Origin of the sequence: Bacillus sp. MRMR6 (assembly GCF_001940785.1) — a bacterium.
GTDB lineage: Bacteria > Bacillota > Bacilli > Bacillales > Cytobacillaceae > Neobacillus.
Window position 1 is genome coordinate 1 of sequence record NZ_MSLS01000024.1, and the last position, 20,706, is coordinate 20,706.

The window sequence follows — 20,706 nt, forward strand, 5'->3', positions numbered from 1 at the left end:
CTATCCGTCGTGGGCGCAGGAAATTTGAGAGGAGCTGTCCTTAGTACGAGAGGACCGGGATGGACGCACCGCTGGTGTACCAGTTGTCTTGCCAAAGGCATCGCTGGGTAGCTATGTGCGGACGGGATAAGTGCTGAAAGCATCTAAGCATGAAGCCCCCCTCAAGATGAGATTTCCCATAGCGTAAGCTAGTAAGAACCCTGAAAGATGATCAGGTTGATAGGTCAGAGGTGGAAGCGCGGTGACGTGTGGAGCTGACTGATACTAATCGTTCGAGGACTTAACCAAATAGAAAAGCGGAGGCGACTGGTCAACTTCGACAGACGTTGGAGGGCCGGCACTGCAAATCCTGGTTTTGGATTTGTAGGGACGGATCGAAACGGCCGAGAAGTTAGGAGTCGAAGCTGGACAAATCATAGCAATATGAGTAAGGTGAACTCGGTTTTACAAAACTTCTTCTACATTATCTAGTTTTGAGGGAATGAAATTTTTAAAAATTTCCTCTTGAAAAATTCAAAAAAGACATTATAATAAAATAGTGTCAACAAATCAGTCTGGTAATTAAGGCGAGAAGGTCACACCCGTTCCCATCCCGAACACGGAAGTTAAGCTTCTCAGCGCCGATGGTAGTTGGGACAAGCGTCCCTGTGAGAGTAGGACGTTGCCAGGCTTATGTATGGAGGATTAGCTCAGCTGGGAGAGCATCTGCCTTACAAGCAGAGGGTCGGCGGTTCGAGCCCGTCATCCTCCACCATATGTGCCGGTTTAGCTCAATTGGTAGAGCAACTGACTTGTAATCAGTAGGTTGGGGGTTCAAGTCCTCTAGCCGGCACCATCTATTTCATTTGAATGCTCGCTATACAGAGTATTACTCGGATGAGATTACGAGCCATTAGCTCAGTTGGTAGAGCATCTGACTTTTAATCAGAGGGTCGAAGGTTCGAATCCTTCATGGCTCACCATTAACAATTTATATGCGGGTGTGGCGGAATTGGCAGACGCACCAGACTTAGGATCTGGCGCCGCAAGGCGTGGGGGTTCGACTCCCTTCACCCGCACCATTTTGTTTAATTTGCGGAAGTAGTTCAGTGGTAGAACACCACCTTGCCAAGGTGGGGGTCGCGGGTTCGAATCCCGTCTTCCGCTCCAATGTTGCCGGGGTGGCGGAACTGGCAGACGCACAGGACTTAAAATCCTGCGGTAGGTGACTACCGTACCGGTTCGATTCCGGTCCTCGGCACCAATATTTACGAAAGAAATGCGCCCGTAGCTCAATTGGATAGAGCGTCTGACTACGGATCAGAAGGTTATGGGTTCGACTCCTTTCGGGCGCGCCATTTACGGGAAGTAGCTCAGCTTGGTAGAGCACTTGGTTTGGGACCAAGGGGTCGCAGGTTCGAATCCTGTCTTCCCGACCATTCAGATTATATTATGGGGCCTTAGCTCAGCTGGGAGAGCGCCTGCTTTGCACGCAGGAGGTCAGCGGTTCGATCCCGCTAGGCTCCACCATAATTCAATTTAAAATATTTGGCGGTGTAGCTCAGCTGGCTAGAGCGTACGGTTCATACCCGTAAGGTCGGGGGTTCGATCCCCTCCGCCGCTACCAAATATTAAGTTTAAAAGAACACTTGTTAATGGACCTTTAGCTCAGCTGGTTAGAGCAACGAGCAAAGCTTCCATGAATACTCTACGAGTTGTCCCATCGAGCTGCTGCTTGAATATGCTTTCTGAGATGGGGACAGACAGGTTTAAAAATCTTGATAAGTACACTTTTTAATGGACCTTTAGCTCAGCTGGTTAGAGCAACGAGCAAAGCTTCCATGAATACTCTACGAGTTGTACCCATCGAGCTGCTGCTTGAATATGCTTTCTGAGATGGGGACAGACAGGTTTAAGAATCTTGATAAGTACACTTTTTAATGGACCTTTAGCTCAGCTGGTTAGAGCAACGAGCAAAGCTTCCATGAATACTCTACGAGTTGTACCCATCGAGCTGCTGCTTGAATATGCTTTCTGAGATGGGGACAGACAAGTTTAAGAATCTTGATAAGTACACTTTTTAATGGACCTTTAGCTCAGCTGGTTAGAGCAGACGGCTCATAACCGTCCGGTCGTAGGTTCGAGTCCTACAAGGTCCACCATTAGCTTTATGTATACGGAGGAATACCCAAGTTCGGCTGAAGGGATCGGTCTTGAAAACCGACAGGCGGGTCAAACCGCGCGGGGGTTCGAATCCCTCTTCCTCCTCCATATTTATTCTTCAGCAGTTATTATTATTATTATTATTGTCGCGGGGTGGAGCAGTCTGGTAGCTCGTCGGGCTCATAACCCGAAGGTCGCAGGTTCAAATCCTGTCCCCGCAATTTGGTCTGGTAGTTCAGTTGGTTAGAATGCCTGCCTGTCACGCAGGAGGTCGCGGGTTCGAGTCCCGTCCAGACCGCCATTTTTATTAAAAATGGTAACTTCATATTTGTGGCTCAGTAGCTCAGTCGGTAGAGCACGATTGAATAAGCTACAGAGAAAAGGCTTCAGCGTACTCATCGAGCTACTGCTTGAATAATCTTTCTGAGATGAGGACGAAGGTATGACCACCTTCAAATTTTAGGTAACTTTATATTTGTGGCTCAGTAGCTCAGTCGGTAGAGCACGATTGAATAAGCTACAGAGAAAAGTCTTCAGCGTACTCATCGAGCTGCTGCTTGAATAATCTTTCTGAGATGAGGACGAAGGTATGACCACCTTCAAATTTTAGGTAACTTTATATTTGTGGCTCAGTAGCTCAGTCGGTAGAGCAAAGGACTGAAAATCCTTGTGTCGGCGGTTCGATTCCGTCCTGAGCCACCATTTTTATTCAATTAAGTATGCTATGATGGCGATTGTGGCGAAGTGGTTAACGCACCTGATTGTGGTTCAGGCATTCGTGGGTTCAATTCCCATCAGTCGCCCCATCTTTAAACAAGTATTATGCGGGTGTAGTTTAGTGGTAAAACCTCAGCCTTCCAAGCTGATGTTGTGAGTTCGATTCTCATCACCCGCTCCATTTGGGGCCTATAGCTCAGCTGGTTAGAGCGCACGCCTGATAAGCGTGAGGTCGATGGTTCGAGTCCATTTAGGCCCACCATCTTTATAATGTTTTTCCGCAGTAGCTCAGTGGTAGAGCTATCGGCTGTTAACCGATCGGTCGTAGGTTCGAGTCCTACCTGCGGAGCCATATGGGGAAGTACTCAAGTGGCTGAAGAGGCGCCCCTGCTAAGGGTGTAGGTCGGGTAACCGGCGCGAGGGTTCAAATCCCTCCTTCTCCGCCATATGTTTTGGCCCCTTGGTCAAGTGGTTAAGACACCTCCCTTTCACGGAGGTAACACGGGTTCGAATCCCGTAGGGGTCATAATAATGTAACTGATGACATTCTGTCATCAGTTTTTTTGTGTTTTTTGCAGAAAATCGGGAGAATGATAGATGCTAGCTGCTGTATTTAGCCTTATAAGATGGCTTAATGGAGGAGTTAGAACTTTTAATAAAATGATCATCTGAACCTCGAAAATGATATTCTACTATAATAACTACGGTACTCAAAATCAAGTAAAAGCGCTGACAACGCTTACATTTACTTGCTGAACCAGCTCAAAATCCCTCTATTATCGAATAAATCAAATAATATTTATTTTGTGAATTTCACAGAAAACTTTATATCTTTTTGTCTTCTCATGGTAGATTTTTTATCGTATCTTGTTGAAATTTGTCGGTTAATGAATTGTTTTGTCGGTTAATGAAATAAATTGTCAGAAAAGATAAAAAAGTTTTACAAGGCTTATGTATAAAATGCCCTTATAATAAGAGCTTGAAATACATATTTTCATGAGGATGAGGTTATCAATGGCAGTAAATACGTTTTTTCCAACAGATTATCAACTGCACTTATTCCACGAGGGCAATCTTTTTCAAAGTCACCAACTCTTTGGAGCACATATCTTTAGAGAAGCAGAAAGAGTCTATACACGGTTTTGCATTTGGGCTCCAAATGCAACAAGGATAAGACTTGTCGGTGATTTCAACAAATGGAATGGAGAGGGATACGACTTAGAGAAGGTAAACAATGAAGGTGTTTGGCTCCTCATTGTTAACGAAGACATGTTGGGGAGTGTATACAAATACGAAATCATATCCAGGCAAGGTGAAAAAATTCTAAAAGCTGATCCTTATGCTTTTTGCTCAGAATTGAGACCTAATACCGCTTCCGTTGTCCACTCTTTAAAGCATTACAAATGGGGGGACCACCAATGGATGCAGCAACGGGAAAAAAAGAACTTTTCATCGGCACCTCAGGTGATATATGAAGTCCATATAGGTTCTTGGAAGAAGCATGAAACGGGAGAATTCTTATCATATAGAGAACTCGCCTCGGAACTTATTCCTTATGTTAGTGAGCATGGGTTTACCCATATAGAATTACTGCCAATAATAGAACATCCACTAGATGCTTCATGGGGGTATCAAGGGACAGGATACTTCTCTGTCACATCTCGATATGGAACCCCACAGGATTTTATGTATTTTATCGACCAATGTCATCAACAAGGTATTGGAGTTATTTTAGATTGGGTACCTGGGCATTTCTGCAAGGATGCACACGGTCTATATCGGTTTGATGGTTCGCATATTTACTCCTATAACACTGAGGCAGATAGGGAGAATCAAGTATGGGGTACAGCCAACTTTGATCTTGGAAAAGGAGAAGTTCAAAGTTTCCTAATCTCTAATGCGTTTTACTGGATGGATTATTTCCATATCGATGGCTTTAGAATGGATGCTGTCGCAAACATTATCTATTGGCCAAATTCAGAGGAAAAAAGGGTTAATCCCTTTGGAATTGAATTTTTAAGAAAATTAAATAATGAAATCCACGAATATGACCCCGCTATTTTGATGATTGGAGAGGACTCTACCGACTTTCCGAATGTTACAGCACCGGTTCATTATGGTGGTTTAGGATTTGACTATAAATGGAATATGGGTTGGATGAATGACATTTTAGAATATATGGAAACTCCCCCCTTTTCACGCTCAAACGCCCATTCAAAAGTAACATTCTCGCTTCTGTATGCTTTTACAGAAAAGTTTATGTTGCCGCTCTCCCATGATGAAGTAGTACATGGAAAAAAATCCCTTCTTGATAAGATGCCAGGGGAATACTGGGATAAGTTCGCACAGCTCCGTTTACTCCTAGGATTTATGTTTGCACACCCGGGTAAGAAACTGCTGTTTATGGGATTTGAGATCGGACAATTTTCTGAGTGGAAAGATAAAGAACAGTTGGATTGGCATTTATTAAATTATGAAATGCATGCAAAAGTGAATACCTATGTTAAACAATTAACAAAGTTTTATAGGCGTTCTAAGGCGCTGTATGAACTAGATCATCTACATGAGGGGTTTGAATGGATTGATGTTAATAATAGCAGCCAATCTGTATTCTCTTTCGTTAGGAAAGGGATTAACGAGGATGATTTCTTAATCATACTTTGTAATTTTACTGGGGTAAGTTATCCAGAGTATAAAGTTGGTGTTCCGGCACTGCGGGAGTACCGTGAGGCCTTAAGCAGTGATCTAATTGAGTATGGCGGGTCAGGGCTTGTAAATAAGAGAACGATAATGGCTCTGAATGAGCCGTTTCATGGCAGGCCTTTTTCAATAAATGTTAGCTTGCCAGCATATGGATTCCAAATTATTAGGCCAGTTAAAAAACGGAAGGAGAGAATAGGGAATGGTAAAGAAAAAGTGCGTAGCCATGCTGTTGGCAGGAGGTAAAGGAAGTAGGCTGAATTCACTTACTAAGGATTTAGCTAAGCCAGCAGTTCCTTTCGGGGGGAAATATCGAATCATTGATTTTACATTGAGCAACTGTACGAACTCTGGGATTGACACTGTAGGAGTACTAACACAATATCAGCCATTATTATTAAACTCTTATATTGGGATTGGCAGTGCATGGGATCTTGACCGTAAGGATGGCGGTGTAACCGTATTACCTCCTTATGCTGAAACATCTGAAGTAAAGTGGTATACCGGGACGGCGAGTGCAATATATCAAAACCTGAATTACTTACAACAATATCAGCCGGATTATGTGTTGATCTTATCAGGTGACCATATCTATAAAATGAATTATGAAAGTATGCTAGAGTATCACATTGAGAAGCGGGCAGATGTGACGATCTCTTTAATTGAAGTACCTTGGGCTGAGGCTAGCCGTTTCGGAATCATGAATACAAATGAAGAGTTAAGAATAACAGAATTTGATGAAAAGCCGACTAATCCGAAAAATAACCTAGCATCTATGGGAGTTTATATTTTTAGCTGGAATACATTGAAAGAATATCTAGAAATGGATGCTAGAACACCAGGTTCTAGTCATGATTTTGGTAAGGATATCATTCCATTGTTGCTAGAAGAAAATAAGAAACTATTTGCTTATCCTTTTAAAGGGTATTGGAAAGATGTAGGTACGGTGAAAAGTCTTTGGGAGGCAAACATGGACCTTCTAAATGAAGAATGTGATTTAGACCTATTTGATCACGACTGGAGAATCTATTCCGTCAATCCAAATCGTCCTCCACAGTATATATCGGCCGACGCAGTTGTTAAAGAATCTTTAATTAACGAAGGTTGTACGATAGAAGGAGAAATTGATACCTCCGTTCTTTTCCAAGGTGTAAGTGTAGGAAAGGGTTCGGTCATTAAAGAATCTGTCATTATGTCAGATGCAACCATTGGAAAAAATGTCAGGATTGAGAAAGCCATTGTTCCTTATGATGTTACCATCCCAGATGGAACAGTCATTCGATCATTAGATGATGAAATTATTCTAGTAACAAAAGAAATGTTAAACGAATTGTATCCGGCTGTATAGAAACTGGGAGGGACTAAATTGAAGAAAAATCTATTAGGGGTTATAGATGCTACAACTTATCATAACGATTTGGAGGAACTACTGTTACACCGTTCACTAGGCGCCCTGCCCTTTGCAGGACGCTATCGACTGATTGATTTTGTACTATCAAATATGGTTAACTCCGGAATCCGAAGTGTAGCCATTTTTCCTAAAATGACATACCGCTCATTAATGGATCACCTTGGGTCAGGGAAGAATTGGGACTTGAATCGAAAGAGGGATGGATTATTTTTCTTTCCATCTCCGATTGTAGATCATGATCATAATAAAATAGGATCATTTGAAAATTTTGGGGCGAATTTAGACTTTTTCTATCGCAGCACACAGGAATACTCTATCATTGCTAACAGTTATACTGTTTTTAATATGAATTTTACCCCTTTATTAGATTGGCATATTGATTCAGGTTGCGATATAACGGAGATTTATCATGAAGATGGTTCTTCCATGGAGATGTACCTTGTTAAGACATCCTTACTAGTTAAACTAATTGAATCTAGAAATGAAACGGGCTATACATGTATGAAGGATGTTGTGCTAGATTTAGGAAACCTATACTCCATTTGTCGATATGAATATTCAGGCTATAAGAAGATGATTAAATCAATTGGGGACTATTATTCTACAAGTTTAAATCTTTTAAACACGGATGTTTGGAAACAATTATTCTTAAAAGATCAGCCGATTATTACCAAAGTAAAGGATGAGCCGCCAACTCGTTACTTGAAAGGTTCATCGGTGAGTAACACTATGATTGCGAATGGCTGTTTAATTCAAGGTACAGTGGAAAATAGCATTATCTCCAGAGGTGTTAAGATAGGTAAAGGTGTCGTTATTAAAAATTCTATCATCATGCAAAAATGTCAGATCGAAGATAATTGTTACCTTGATTCAGTCATTTTAGATAAAGATGTCAAAGTAGAAGCTAACACTGTTATTACCGGAACAACAAGCGCACCATTTGTAGTTCGTAAGGGTACGAAGCAAGGAGCGCTGATGAAATCGTGAAAGTTCTTTTCGCAGTATCTGAATGTGGTCCATTTGCAAAATCAGGCGGCCTAGCAGATGTTGCAGGCTCCCTGCCTAAAGAATTAAAAAGTCTTGGTACTGATATTAGAGTAATCTTACCGAAATACGGAACGATTGCAGAACGTTATAAAAATCAGATGAGAAAAGTAAAGGAATTTTCTGTGCCTGTTGGCTGGAGAAATCAGTATTGTGGAATTGAAGAACTTACTTATGAGGGACTTACTTATTATTTCATTGATAATGAGTATTATTTTAACCGTGACCGGCTGTATGGATATTATGATGATGGTGAGCGCTTCTCCTATTTTAATCGTGCAGTTCTAGAGGCACTTTCACAGCTAGGCTTCTATCCAGATGTCCTGCATTGCCATGATTGGCATACAGCAATGATTCCTTTTCTTTTGCGAATGGAATATTACAAGCGCCAGGGCTACGGATTAATCAAAACGGTTTATACGATTCACAATCTACAATTTCAAGGGATTTTTCCAAAGGAAGTTTTAGGTGATTTGCTTGGATTAGATGGAAACTCTTTAAGCTATAGATATTTAGAGTTTTACGGAAATATCAACTTCATGAAGGGTGCACTTGTTGCTGCGGACAAAATTACAACGGTTAGCCCAACCTATAAACAAGAAATACAAACAATCGAGTATGGCGAGAAGCTTGAAGGCCTATTGAAAACGAGAAAAGAGGATTTATACGGAATCCTTAATGGGATAGATGAAGACTTCTATAATCCAAAGGATGACCCTTATTTATATAAAACCTATACAGCAGCTGATCCTAAAAATAAAGCAGTGAATAAGCGGGAGATTCAAAAACACTTTGGGTTACCAGTAAAAAAGAATACCCCGTTAATGGTCATGATTACCAGACTGACAAAACAAAAAGGTCTAGATCTTGTCAAATGTGTTTTAAATGAAATTTTACAAGAAGATATTCAGTTAATTGTTCTTGGAACTGGAGATTTTGAGTACGAAGAATATTTAAGGTACGCAGCAAGCATTCACCCAGAAAAATTAAAAGTAAACATTGGTTTTAATGAACCGCTTGCTCATAAATTGTATGCTGCAGCAGACCTTTTTCTAATGCCGTCTCAGTTTGAACCGTGCGGCTTAGGACAATTGATTGCCATGAAATATGGTGCTGTCCCAATCGTTAGAGAAACTGGCGGTCTGAATGACACGGTCCAATCCTGGAATGAGCAGACAAAAGAAGGTAATGGCTTTTCTTTTACTAATTTTAATGCACACGATATGCTTTATACGGTTAAAAGGGCAATTAATTTCTACCATGATGAAAAAATATGGGGCACGATTATGCAAAAAGCGATGAAAATGGATTATAGCTGGGCTCAGTCAGCCTTCAGATTTAATCAGCTATATGCAGAGCTGATTTCAAGGAGTGAAACCCATGTTCTCTAATAAAATAGAGTTTAAAGAAACCTTTATTAAAAGGGTTGAGATGGTTTGTGGAAAAAGCTTCAGCGAAAGTACTGAGCGTGATTATTATCAGACCCTTGGTGGAATGATTCGTGAGTATGTAAGTAATGACTGGATTAAAACAAACGAACGCTATCTTGCCAATAAAGGTAAGCAAGTATACTACCTCTCCATTGAGTATTTATTAGGAAAATTATTAAGACAAAACCTAATAAATCTAGGGATAGAAGAAACTGTTCAAGAAGGATTAATGGAATTAGGAATAGACCTGGGAAAAGTTGAGGAATTAGAAGCAGATGCAGGATTAGGAAACGGCGGCTTAGGCAGATTAGCCGCTTGCTTTTTAGATTCACTTGCATCACTTAACTTGCCCGGCCATGGCCATGGAATCCGTTACAAACATGGTCTATTTGAACAAAAAATTGTTGATGGCTATCAGGTAGAACTCCCTGAGCAATGGTTAAGAAGCGGCAATGTATGGGAAGTGCGTAAGGCGGATTTATCTGTAAAAATCCCTTTTTGGGGTAAAGTTGAATCAAAGATTGATAACGGCCGGCTGGTATTCCAACATTTGAATGCTGAAACGGTAACCGCCGTGCCGCATGATATGCCAGTCATAGGCTACAATTCAGATACGGTTAATACGCTTCGTTTATGGAATGCTGAACCAGAGCAGTTTCCTTTTCATCATGATATCTTAAAATATAAAAGAGAAACAGAGTCAATTTCTGAATTTTTATATCCTGATGATACCCATGATGAAGGCAAAATTTTAAGACTGAAGCAACAATATTTATTGGTCTCTGCTAGTATACAATCCATCATTAAATCCTACCGTAAACAACATGTTAACTTAGATCACTTCCATCAGGATGTATGTATTCATATTAATGATACCCATCCAGTTTTAGCTATACCGGAGTTAATGAGAATCTTAATTGATGAAGAAGGCTATGACTGGGAGCATGCATGGGATATAACAAGACATACGATTTCTTATACCAATCATACGACTTTAAGTGAAGCATTAGAAAAGTGGCCAACCCGCATCTTTCAACCACTGCTACCAAGGATTTATATGATTGTTAATGAAATCAATGAACGTTATTGTATGGAGCTTTGGGAACAGTTTCCGGGAGATTGGGAATACATTAGAAAGCTTGCGATTATCGCAGATGATTATGTGAGGATGGCTCATTTGGCCATAGTGGGCAGCTTTAGTGTTAATGGTGTAGCCAAGCTGCATACTGAAATCCTTAAGAATCGTGAAATGAAGGATTTTTATCAACTTTACCCAGAGAAATTTAATAATAAAACAAATGGTATTGCTCATCGCCGTTGGCTTTTAAAAGCTAATCCAGCACTGGCGTCATTGATAACTGAGAGTATAGGGCAGAGATGGGCTAAAACACCTAGTGAATTAATCCAACTACTTAAATACCAGAACGATTCCTCCTTTTTAGACCAGCTGACAAAAATAAAAAGGGAAAACAAGAAGGTACTAGCGGAAATCATTCAGAGTAAAAACGGAGTGACCGTTGACCCTGATGCGATATTCGATGTCCAGGTAAAGCGACTTCATGCCTATAAAAGGCAGCTTTTAAAGGTTTTACACATCATGTACCTGTATAATCGTTTCAAAGAGGATTCGAGCTTTTCAATTGTTCCAAGAGTGTTTATTTTTGGTGCAAAAGCATCTCCCGGATATTATTATGCGAAAAAAATAATCAAACTGATCAACACCGTAGCTGAGAAAGTAAATAATGATCCGAGCATCTCAAATAAACTAAAAGTCATTTTCCTTGAAAATTACCGGGTCTCGTTAGCTGAAAAAATCTTCCCTGCAGCTGATTTAAGTGAACAGATATCAACTGCAAGCAAAGAGGCTTCAGGAACAGGAAACATGAAATTTATGATAAATGGGGCCTTAACAGTTGGAACATTAGATGGAGCAAATGTGGAGATTAGAGAATTAGTTGGTGATTCCAACATCTTTACATTTGGTCTCACGGCTGAACAGGTCCTTCACTATTCACAATACGGGGGTTACCGTTCAAAAGAATACTATCACCATGATAATCGAATAAAACAGACAGTTGACCAACTTGTGAATGGATTTTTCCCGGGAGTGAACAATGAGTTTGAACCTATTTTTGATTCTCTTATAGAAGAAAATGACCAGTACTTTGTTCTAAAAGATTTTGCCTCATATGCCGATACACAAAAGCATATTGGTGAAACCTTTACAAATCAGCAAGTCTGGCAAAAGAAATGCTTGGTCAATATTGCACAGGCTGGGTATTTTTCTAGCGACAGAACCATTCAAGAATATGCTGATCAGATCTGGAAGATAAAGTAAAAAAGCTTCTGCCATATAGGCAGAAGCTTTTTTTATTTATGCTACATAATGTCCTAGTAACAAACCAATTGTAAGAAGAAAACCAAAGATTGTATTTGTTTGGGCAGTTGCCTTCATAGCAGGTGCCATCTGGATTGGTAAGGTACCTGCCTTAAAGATCTTTATAGCTTTGAGCGGCTTCGCTAAGCTTAAGAGCACAAAAACTGTCCAAATTGGAGCGATATCACTGATAATCAGTGCCAAAATCCAAAGGTATGAAAAAGCAAACATCCCTGCTAGTAAGATGACAGCATTCTTCTTACCTAAGAGGACCGCTAACGTCTTACGGCCATTTTCTTTATCGCCTTCACGATCACGAATATTATTTGATAAGTTAATACCGCTCACTAGGACTAGAATCGGTATAGACACAAGAACACTCATCGTAGTAACAGTACCTGTTTGAATAAAGAAAGCAATTAATATGATGAACATACCCATGAATAAACCAGAAAAGAATTCGCCAAAAGGTGTATATGATATCGGGAAAGGACCGCCAGTATATAAATAACCCACTGCCATACAAACAAGGCCAACTAGAGCTAACCACCAGCTTGTATTCACACAAATATAAATTCCTAATAAAAGCGCTATTCCATAGAAACTAAAGGCAAGTTGTAAAACGGTTTTTGGTTTAATACCATCACGGACAATCGTACCGCCGATTCCTACAGAATGCTCATTATCGAGTCCCCGTTTAAAATCATAATACTCATTGAACATATTGGTAGCAGCCTGAATCAATAAGCTTGCCAATAACATGGCAAAGAATATAGTGAAGTTAATGGTTTCGTAACCGAGTGCAAGTACAGTACCTAGAATAACCGGTACAAAAGCGGCTGTTAAGGTATGTGGTCTAATCATTTGCCACCACACCTGAAAACCGTGGTTTGACTCGACTGCAGGCTTTGAACCGTGCTTTAAGTTTGTCTGCATAACATCTCTCTCCCTTACGATAATTTATCTATATAGTCATTTAAAAATTATATGGACAAAGTTTATTTCCAAACCTAAGTTTATGTAATCTCGTCAATAGTGTCAATGGATTTTTCCTAGTCAAACTAGTAGATAATTCCTGTCTGACTATTACAGGGGAATTGGAGGGAAAATGAAATAAACGAAGAATCAAATCAAATTCACAGCTGACACAGAATTTTTGATATATAATAAGAAAGACCTGTGTATAGGTAGTGACAAGTTTTATTCACTTCTTTACAATGAAAGTAGAATATAGAAATAGAGTAGAAATGAATGGATAACAGTCATTAAGGACTGTTTTGGAGGGATTTTTTTGGTTACCATTCAGGAAACGGAACTAAAGGAGCGGGGGCAGATAGCCGTTAGTCGTGCTAAGAAGCTTAACAGGCCCATTCTGGTTAGTGAAGTTCATAAAGTGGATACGATTAACCCATTATCATTTTTTAATATCGGGAGAGATAACTTTTTGGGAGAAAGGTTTTTTTGGAAGGATCCCAAAGGAGAGATGGTCCTTGTAGGACTTGGTATATCAAAACAAATTCAGTCGGATCAGGCTACTGACCGCTTTTTTCATGTTGAGGAAAAGTGGAGAGACTTTTTAAAGGATAGTATCATTTTTAACCCATATAAAGAAACTGCTATCGGTCCTGTTATGTTTGGCGGATTCTCTTTTGACCCACATAAAACGAAAACTGACCTATGGTCAAAGTATGCTGATTCCTTATTTCATATCCCAAAATATATGTTAAGCATAATTGGTGGACAAACATTCTTAACCACGAATATTGTCTGTACCCAAAATGACAATTATAAACTATTTGAAAAAGTGATAGAGGAAAGAACCCAAGTATTGTCATCACTTGAAACAAGGAATGAGATAAAATTCGCCAGACTGATTGAACAGAAGGAAATATTCCCTATAGAATGGAAGGAAACGGTTGAAAATGTTGTCAACGATTTAAAGGCAGGTCCATTAAAGAAGATTGTCCTTGCCCGTGAATTAAGATTGTATTTTGAAGATGCAATTATGGTTGAGTCAGTGCTTGATAATTTATCGTACCAGCAGCAGGATAGCTTCATATTTGTGTTTGAATCAAATGGTGATAGTTTTGTCGGGGCTACCCCTGAAAGGCTGGTAAAAAAACAAGGTGACCAGGTATTCTCAACCTGTTTAGCGGGTTCCATCTCCCGTGGGAAAACAGAGGAAGAAGATCGAATATTAGGTCAGTCCTTATTAACTGACCAGAAAAACTTAATCGAGCACAGTTATGTGGTCGAAATGATTAAAGAAGCATTAGAAGAGTCTTGCAGTGAAATGATCCTCCCTGACAGGCCTCAACTAATGAAAATTAGAGACATTCAGCATCTTTATACTCCGGTTATTGGAAAATGTCATGAAGATGCGTCCCTGCTTTTATTAGTTGAAAGGCTCCATCCTACACCAGCTCTTGGAGGTCTTCCTAAACAGGAGGCTGTTGAGAAAATCAGGCAGGTAGAAAGTCTGGATCGTGGATATTATGCCTCCCCGCTTGGTTGGGTGGATTATCGTGGTAACGGTGAGTTTTCCGTTTCCATTCGTTCTGGCCTAATTCAGAGAAAAGAAGCATCTCTTTTCGCGGGGTGTGGTGTCGTAGCCGACTCCGACCCGGAAAGTGAATATTTAGAAACAAGCTTAAAATTTAGACCAATGCTGCGCGCACTTGGAGGTAAATAATATGAATCATCAAGAGACATTAACAGCTTATTTGGCTGCTTTTGTTGCAGAACTAGTGCAAACCGGAGTTAAGGATGTTGTGGTGAGTCCAGGTTCAAGATCTACACCTATGGCAATGGTAATGGCTGAACACCCTGATATACAACTCCATATCCACATAGATGAACGTTCTGCAGCTTTCTTTGCTTTAGGGATTGCTAAAGTAACAAATAAGCCAGTAGCTATTCTTTGTACATCTGGTACAGCAGCTGCGAATTATTTTCCTGCAATTGTTGAAGCGAATTACTCACGCGTACCTTTAATTGTTCTAACAGCAGACCGCCCACATGAGTTACGAGAGGTTGGAGCACCACAAGCCATAGACCAAATCCATTTGTACGGGAAGCATGTTAAGTGGTTTGCTGAAATGGCACTTCCAGAAAAAAGTAATGAAATCATCCGCTATGCACGAACCATATGTGCCCGGGCAGCAGCGTTGGCTTTACAAGCCCCAGCGGGACCAGTTCATTTGAATTTTCCGTTCCGTGAGCCGCTGATTCCGAATTTAACAGCTGACATTTTCGAAATGTCTGAAAGGCCATTGGGATATGTTAAGGTACGAAATGGTGAGTTAACAATTAGTGAGGACCTAGTAAAGGCAATTGCCTTAAAGCTAAAAGGAATAGAGAATGGAATAATTGTCTGTGGAGATATTGCAGATGATAAGTTTGCCTCTGCAGTGGCAATTTTAGCTGAAAAATTAAACTATCCAATCCTAGCCGATCCGCTGTCACAGCTTAGAAGCGGTAAGCATAGCCTTAAGTCTGTAGTGGAGGTCTATGACACCTTTTTAAGAAATGCTGACGCCAAAACTTCACTAAAACCAGATGTAATCCTTCGTTTTGGAGCAATGCCAATCTCAAAAGCTTTGTCGATTTTCCTAAAAGAGAACCAGCAAGCAGATCAATATGTGGTGGATGGAGCTGGCGGCTGGCGCGACCCGAACGCACTAACCTCTGAGATGCTGTTTTGTAATGAGTCATGGTTCTGTGAAAAGCTTGCAGCTTCTGTTGAAGGTAATATAAAGCGAAATTACTTAGATAAATGGATTGCAATAAATAACCTGACAAAGGATCAATTCATGCCTATCCGAGATTCAGCTGAATTGAGCGAAGGTAAATTGTTTTATCAACTGGCAGAAATGCTGCCAGAGGGTGCGACTCTATTTGTTGGAAACAGCATGCCGATTAGAGACTTAGACAGCTTTTTCCTTAAAAATGATTTGTCTATAAAAATTATCGCTAATAGAGGAGCAAATGGTATTGATGGGATTGTTTCAACTGCCTTAGGTGCTGCATTATATTCTAAGCCATTATATCTAGTGTTAGGTGATTTAACATTCTTCCATGATTTGAATGGTCTGTTAGCAGCAAAGTTATACCAAATCGATATTCATATCATTTTAATTAATAACAACGGCGGGGGGATTTTCTCTTTTCTTCCTCAATCGGAACACCCAAAACACTTTGAACTTTTATTTGGCACTCCATTGAATATTGAATTTGAACATGCGGTTCGGATGTTCAATGGGAAGTTTACAAAAATTGAAAATTGGGATCATTTACGCTCTGCAATGGGAAATTCACGTGAAAATAAAGGAATTAATGTGTACGAAATTGTGACAAGAAGAGACACCAATTTAACAGAGCATCGTGAACTTTGGAGTGCTGTTTCCCAGGAAATATCAAAATATGTCAAAGGGTATGAGGAATGAAGGTAAATATCGACAATATTCAATATCATGTCGAGGTAAGTGGTGAAGGCTTTCCATTTCTACTTCTACATGGATTTACTGGAGATTCTTCTACTTGGACACCATTTTTGAAGTATTGGGACAAGCACTCGCAGGTAATTATTCCTGATATTGTTGGACATGGTAAGACAGATTCCCCTGATAATCTTGATGACTATAAGATAGAGACAGCGGCAAAGCATTTAAAGCTGCTCCTTGAACACCTGGGGATACAGAAGGTCGACTTATTGGGCTATTCTATGGGTGGAAGACTTGCACTTACCTTTGCGATACTATATCCAGAACGAGTCCGGAAGCTCATATTAGAAAGTGCATCGCCTGGATTGAACAAAGAAGTCCAGAGACAAGAACGGCGCATGAAAGATGCTGAACTTGCAAAGTTTATAACAGACCAAGGTATTAACGATTTTGTAGATTATTGGGAGAATATTTCGCTTTTTTCACCAAATAAGAATCTTCCCTTGAGTATTCAAAACAAAATAAGACATCAACGCTTGTCAAACTCCGCGAAAGGCTTGGCCAATAGTCTGTGTGGAATGGGAACAGGGTCACAACCGTCCTGGTGGGAGAGGCTAAATGATTTACATTGCGAAGTACTTTTGTTGACTGGTATTAAGGATGAAAAATTCTGTTCAATCGCAAAAGAAATGCAAAAATGCCTTAAAAACGTGAATTGGATTGTTTTTTACCAAAGTGGACATACAATTCATGTGGAGGAAGAAGAAAAGTTTGGTACAATAGTAAGTGACTTTGTGTCTTTAAATCAGGAGTAATCCTGATTGAAAAAATAAAGGAGGATATCATTTTGACAGTAGAATGGATTGCAGAACGTAAATATGAAGAAATATTATATGATACATATAATGGTATTGCTAAGATCACCATTAATCGTCCACAGGTACATAATGCATTTACCCCTAGAACCGTTATGGAATTAATTGATGCTTTTGCATATGCACGTGATGATTCTAAGATTGGTGTTATTGTTTTAACCGGTGCCGGAGATAAAGCATTTTGCTCAGGCGGTGACCAAAGTGTCCGAGGACATGGAGGCTATGTTGGCGACGACAAGATTCCCCGTCTAAATGTTTTAGATTTACAACGACTTATCCGTGTGATACCTAAGCCAGTTGTGGCAATGGTTAAAGGCTATGCAATTGGCGGCGGCCATGTTCTCCATGTCGTTTGTGATTTAACGATTGCAGCAGATAATGCAGTATTTGGACAAACAGGTCCGAAGGTTGGAAGTTTTGATGCTGGATATGGGTCTGGTTACCTCGCAAGAATTATAGGACATAAAAAGGCGCGAGAAATCTGGTTTTTATGCCGTCAATATAACGCGCAAGAAGCTCTTGATATGGGATTAGTTAATACCGTTGTTCCATTAGAACAGGTTGAGGAAGAAACAATTAAATGGTGTGAGGAAATGCTTGATAAGAGCCCAACTGCACTTCGTTTCTTAAAGGCTGCCTTCAATGCAGATACAGATGGTTTAGCTGGTATTCAACAGTTTGCGGGAGACGCCACACTTCTTTATTATACAACTGATGAGGCGAAGGAAGGCCGCGATGCGTTTAAAGAAAAGCGTAAGCCGGACTTTGGTCAATTCCCACGTTTTCCTTGATATTGATTGTTCTAGCAGCTTGATGGTTCCCATCAGGCTGTTTTTATATCAATTTAGTTGAGTTAAGGTTAAGGGCATTATTGAGTTTGACTTGATTGAAGCGAAGCACCTGGAGCGCTAATCATACCTTATATTAGAATAGTGATGTTTAAAGGAGAAACAAAATGGATTCGTTGCCTAATTTTTTGCCAAAAAGAGCATTACTTACACCTGATAGAACAGCTGTATTCTTTAATGATAAGTCAATTACCTTTAAGGAACTCTACGAGTATTCATTAGAAACCGCTGCAAAACTACAAGGGCATGGAGTACAGAAGGATCAACTAGTTGCTGTGCTATTAAAAAATCACCTAGATACCATAGTAATATTATTTGCTCTTCAATTATTAGGAGCAAGGACTGTAGTTTTAAATAACCGCCTAGCTGCGTCAGAATTAGCTTGGCAATTAACAGATTCGCAGGCTGAACTTCTTATATTGGAATCTGACTTTTCTGAGATGATGCTTACGTTAGAGGTGCCAGGATTGAAAAAGGTCACTAAGAATGAATTATTTTCTTCAAATTTTGCAGCACCTGAAATCCAAGAAGAAATTCATCTAGCTGATATTTGTACCATCATGTATACATCAGGTACGACAGGAAAGCCGAAAGGTGTATTACAAACCTATGGTAACCATTGGTGGAGTGCAGCAGGTTCGGCATTAAACCTCGGAATTACAGAAACGGACAGATGGTTGTGCAGTGTTCCTCTCTTTCACATTAGTGGATATTCAATCTTAATGAAAAGTGTAATATACGGTATGCCTGTGATTTTACATGAACAGTTTGATGTCAATCAAACCATTCTTGATATTAAGAACAAGCAGGTTACAGTAATGTCAGTTGTTGGGACAATGCTTTCACGGATTATTAATACTCTCGAGGAATCCAAACTTCCTAATTATTTTCGGTGCATGCTTTTAGGAGGAGGCCCAGCCCCGTTACCTTTATTAGAAGCGTGCATTGAAAAAGAGATTCCTGTTTTTCAAACGTATGGGATGACCGAGACTGCCTCACAAATTGTAACACTTTCGCCTGAATACAGCATTAGTAAACTTGGATCTGCTGGAAAACCCTTATTTCCTGCCCAGCTCCGAATTGAGACGGAAAATGGTGTTATAGCTCCTAAATATGTAGCTGGGGATATTGTCGTTAAGGGGCCAATTGTAACAACAGGCTATTATAATCGGCCAGATGCTAACAACGAGAAATTCCGTGATGGATGGTTTTACACGGGTGATGTTGGCTACCTGGACGAAGAAGGTTTCTTGTTCGTCTTAGACCGCCGCTCTGATTTAATCATTTCAGGCGGGGAGAACATTTACCCGGCAGAAATTGAATCAGTTCTGCTTGCACATGAAGATATTGCTGAAGCTGGTGTGACTGGAATAGAGGATGATGATTGGGGCCAAGTGCCGGCTGCGTTTCTCATCAGAAAAGAAGGTGCCTCTGTAACTGCAGAGGAGCTCTACGAATTTTGTTTAGATCGTTTGGCAAAATATAAAGTTCCTAAAAAATATTATTTCACAGACGAGCTTCCAAGGAATGCCGCGAACAAACTGTTAAGAAGAAACCTTTGTAAAAAACTAGAAAAGAGCAGGGACTAATTATGCAGATCGCATACATAAACCTAAATGTGATTAAAATGCCGCTAAAGGTTCCATTTCAGACTCACTTAGGGAATGTTACAGAACGAGAAAGTATTATAATTGAGGTGGTGGATAATGAAGGAATCAGCGGTTATGGTGAGTGTGTAGCATTCACAACGCCTTGGTATACGGAGGAAACGGTAAAAACCTGCTTTCATATGTTAACAGATATCTTAATCCCATTGCTTCAAACAAATCCAATTAAACATCCGGAAGAAGCTGGAGGCATTTTTAACTTTGTTAGAAGGAACAATATGGCAAAAGCCGGACTAGAAATGGCTTTATGGGATTTGTTTGCTAAACAGAGTGGAAGGTCTTTATCCGCGCTACTTGGCGGGACTCGTGAAGTAATACCATCAGGTGTTGTAGTAGCGTCAAACTCAATAGTTACCGCACTTAAGCAGATTGAAAGCTATTTAGTTGAAGGATATCAACGCTTTAAAGTGAAGATTAATCCGCTGAACGATTATTCTTTCTTATCAGAAATTCGCCAGCATTTTCCTGATCTGCCGATGATGGCAGATGCAAATTCTGCCTACACATTAAATCATCTTGAACAATTAAAGGCACTCGATGAGTTAGACCTACTTATGATTGAGCAGCCATTAGGCTGTGATGATATTATTGAGCATGCAGCATTACAAAAAGAACTTAAGACTCCGATTTGTTTGGACGAGAGCATTGTTACATTAGAGGATGCAAAAAAAGCCATTGACCTTGGCAGCTGCAAAATAATTAATATAAAAGCTGGCAGGGTAGGAGGACTGAATGAAGCTAAAAAAATTCATGATTACTGTTATGCACGAGAGGTACCGGTCTGGTGCGGTGGAATGATTGAATTTGGTATCAGCAGAGCCCATAATATTGCCCTAGCCTCACTGCCTGGATTTTCAATCCCTGGTGATATTTCAGCCTCCAGCCGGTTTTGGGAAGAGGATATCATTTTCCCAGATGTCAAAGTGAATAAAGGTTTTATCTCAGTACCTACAATCCCTGGAATTGGGTTCGAAATAAACAAAAAAAGATTAGAGCAATGCAATAAAATGGAGAAGTTAACCAAGTTTAACAAAAAATAAACCAGGCAGCGGA

12 protein-coding genes, 21 tRNA genes and 2 rRNA genes are annotated in these 20,706 nt (G+C 40.1%); 34 read left to right on the forward strand and 1 reads right to left on the reverse strand.

All coding sequences use genetic code 11. The annotated features are described in order from the left end of the window. From BTR25_RS18730 to BTR25_RS18865, 28 genes are all read left to right on the forward strand, one after another. Positions 1-288 (forward strand): 23S ribosomal RNA (locus tag BTR25_RS18730); the annotation flags it as partial. A 265-nt stretch (positions 289-553) separates the two neighbouring features. Next, positions 554-670, forward strand: a 5S ribosomal RNA gene (gene rrf / locus BTR25_RS18735). A gap of 8 nt (positions 671-678) precedes the next feature. Further along, positions 679-754 (forward strand) — tRNA-Val (locus BTR25_RS18740). Positions 755-759: 5 nt separating this feature from the next. Then, positions 760-835: transfer RNA gene (locus BTR25_RS18745), tRNA-Thr, on the forward strand. Positions 836-886: 51 nt separating this feature from the next. Further along, positions 887-962: transfer RNA gene (locus tag BTR25_RS18750), tRNA-Lys, on the forward strand. Between the two features lie 14 nt (positions 963-976). After that, positions 977-1,061 (forward strand) — tRNA-Leu (locus tag BTR25_RS18755). 13 nt (positions 1,062-1,074) lie between these two features. Further along, a tRNA-Gly gene (locus tag BTR25_RS18760) sits at positions 1,075-1,149 on the forward strand. 5 nt (positions 1,150-1,154) lie between these two features. Continuing rightward, positions 1,155-1,243: transfer RNA gene (locus BTR25_RS18765), tRNA-Leu, on the forward strand. Positions 1,244-1,260: 17 nt separating this feature from the next. Then, positions 1,261-1,337, forward strand: a tRNA-Arg gene (locus BTR25_RS18770). A gap of 4 nt (positions 1,338-1,341) precedes the next feature. Next, positions 1,342-1,418: transfer RNA gene (locus tag BTR25_RS18775), tRNA-Pro, on the forward strand. A 15-nt stretch (positions 1,419-1,433) separates the two neighbouring features. Continuing rightward, positions 1,434-1,509, forward strand: a tRNA-Ala gene (locus BTR25_RS18780). Between the two features lie 20 nt (positions 1,510-1,529). After that, positions 1,530-1,606: transfer RNA gene (locus tag BTR25_RS18785), tRNA-Met, on the forward strand. 458 nt (positions 1,607-2,064) lie between these two features. Beyond that, a tRNA-Ile gene (locus BTR25_RS18790) sits at positions 2,065-2,141 on the forward strand. Positions 2,142-2,157: 16 nt separating this feature from the next. After that, a tRNA-Ser gene (locus tag BTR25_RS18795) sits at positions 2,158-2,250 on the forward strand. 39 nt (positions 2,251-2,289) lie between these two features. Continuing rightward, a tRNA-Met gene (locus tag BTR25_RS18800) sits at positions 2,290-2,363 on the forward strand. Between the two features lie 3 nt (positions 2,364-2,366). Continuing rightward, positions 2,367-2,443: transfer RNA gene (locus tag BTR25_RS18805), tRNA-Asp, on the forward strand. Between the two features lie 325 nt (positions 2,444-2,768). Then, positions 2,769-2,844 (forward strand) — tRNA-Phe (locus BTR25_RS18810). Between the two features lie 28 nt (positions 2,845-2,872). Next, positions 2,873-2,948 (forward strand) — tRNA-His (locus BTR25_RS18815). A gap of 18 nt (positions 2,949-2,966) precedes the next feature. Next, positions 2,967-3,040 (forward strand) — tRNA-Gly (locus BTR25_RS18820). Positions 3,041-3,044: 4 nt separating this feature from the next. Further along, positions 3,045-3,121: transfer RNA gene (locus tag BTR25_RS18825), tRNA-Ile, on the forward strand. Positions 3,122-3,136: 15 nt separating this feature from the next. Beyond that, positions 3,137-3,211, forward strand: a tRNA-Asn gene (locus tag BTR25_RS18830). A gap of 3 nt (positions 3,212-3,214) precedes the next feature. Then, positions 3,215-3,305, forward strand: a tRNA-Ser gene (locus BTR25_RS18835). Positions 3,306-3,313: 8 nt separating this feature from the next. Then, a tRNA-Glu gene (locus BTR25_RS18840) sits at positions 3,314-3,385 on the forward strand. 488 nt (positions 3,386-3,873) lie between these two features. Then, positions 3,874-5,805 carry a 1,4-alpha-glucan branching protein GlgB gene (glgB, locus tag BTR25_RS18845; protein WP_075689575.1) on the forward strand — a complete coding sequence of 644 codons (1,932 nt, stop codon included), beginning with the start codon at positions 3,874-3,876 and terminating at the stop codon, positions 5,803-5,805. Next, a complete protein-coding gene (locus BTR25_RS18850) occupies positions 5,762-6,907 on the forward strand; it encodes a glucose-1-phosphate adenylyltransferase (RefSeq protein ID WP_075689576.1) in 1,146 nt (381 codons plus the stop codon). The genes glgB and BTR25_RS18850 overlap by 44 nt, the downstream gene beginning before the upstream one ends. An 18-nt stretch (positions 6,908-6,925) precedes the next feature. Continuing rightward, a complete protein-coding gene (locus BTR25_RS18855) occupies positions 6,926-7,957 on the forward strand; it encodes a GlgC family sugar phosphate nucleotidyltransferase (RefSeq protein WP_075689577.1) in 1,032 nt (343 codons plus the stop codon). Beyond that, complete coding sequence (gene glgA, locus BTR25_RS18860; RefSeq protein ID WP_075689578.1) at positions 7,954-9,405, forward strand: glycogen synthase GlgA; 1,452 nt, start codon at positions 7,954-7,956, stop codon at positions 9,403-9,405. Before BTR25_RS18855 ends, glgA begins: the two co-directional genes overlap by 4 nt. Next, positions 9,395-11,782: a glycogen/starch/alpha-glucan phosphorylase gene (locus BTR25_RS18865; RefSeq protein WP_075689579.1), complete on the forward strand. Its 2,388-nt coding sequence runs from the start codon at positions 9,395-9,397 to the stop codon at positions 11,780-11,782. Before glgA ends, BTR25_RS18865 begins: the two co-directional genes overlap by 11 nt. Positions 11,783-11,818: 36 nt before the next feature. On the opposite strand, the gene BTR25_RS18870 is transcribed toward BTR25_RS18865, so the two are convergent. After that, positions 11,819-12,757, reverse strand: a complete 939-nt coding sequence (locus BTR25_RS18870; RefSeq protein WP_075689580.1) for a 1,4-dihydroxy-2-naphthoate polyprenyltransferase — start codon at positions 12,755-12,757, stop codon at positions 11,819-11,821. Positions 12,758-13,112: 355 nt separating this feature from the next. On the opposite strand from BTR25_RS18870, the gene BTR25_RS18875 reads away from it, so the two are divergent. The 6 genes from BTR25_RS18875 to menC all read left to right on the forward strand — a co-directional run bounded on the left by BTR25_RS18875 (position 13,113) and on the right by menC (position 20,693). Then, complete coding sequence (locus BTR25_RS18875) at positions 13,113-14,513, forward strand: isochorismate synthase (RefSeq protein ID WP_075689581.1); 1,401 nt, start codon at positions 13,113-13,115, stop codon at positions 14,511-14,513. A 1-nt stretch (position 14,514) separates the two neighbouring features. Next, positions 14,515-16,266 (forward strand): 2-succinyl-5-enolpyruvyl-6-hydroxy-3-cyclohexene-1-carboxylic-acid synthase, encoded by a 1,752-nt coding sequence (gene menD, locus BTR25_RS18880; RefSeq protein WP_075689582.1) that lies wholly within the window; start codon positions 14,515-14,517, stop codon positions 16,264-16,266. Further along, positions 16,263-17,078, forward strand: a complete 816-nt coding sequence (gene menH / locus BTR25_RS18885; RefSeq protein WP_075689583.1) for a 2-succinyl-6-hydroxy-2,4-cyclohexadiene-1-carboxylate synthase — start codon at positions 16,263-16,265, stop codon at positions 17,076-17,078. The genes menD and menH overlap by 4 nt, the downstream gene beginning before the upstream one ends. Positions 17,079-17,110: 32 nt before the next feature. Next, positions 17,111-17,929 (forward strand): 1,4-dihydroxy-2-naphthoyl-CoA synthase, encoded by an 819-nt coding sequence (menB, locus tag BTR25_RS18890; protein WP_075689584.1) that lies wholly within the window; start codon positions 17,111-17,113, stop codon positions 17,927-17,929. A 164-nt stretch (positions 17,930-18,093) separates the two neighbouring features. Continuing rightward, entirely contained in the window at positions 18,094-19,575 is a 1,482-nt protein-coding gene (locus BTR25_RS18895) for an o-succinylbenzoate--CoA ligase (RefSeq protein WP_075689585.1), read from the forward strand. A 2-nt stretch (positions 19,576-19,577) separates the two neighbouring features. Continuing rightward, positions 19,578-20,693 (forward strand): o-succinylbenzoate synthase, encoded by a 1,116-nt coding sequence (menC, locus tag BTR25_RS18900; protein WP_075689586.1) that lies wholly within the window; start codon positions 19,578-19,580, stop codon positions 20,691-20,693. Positions 20,694-20,706: the final 13 nt, after the last annotated feature.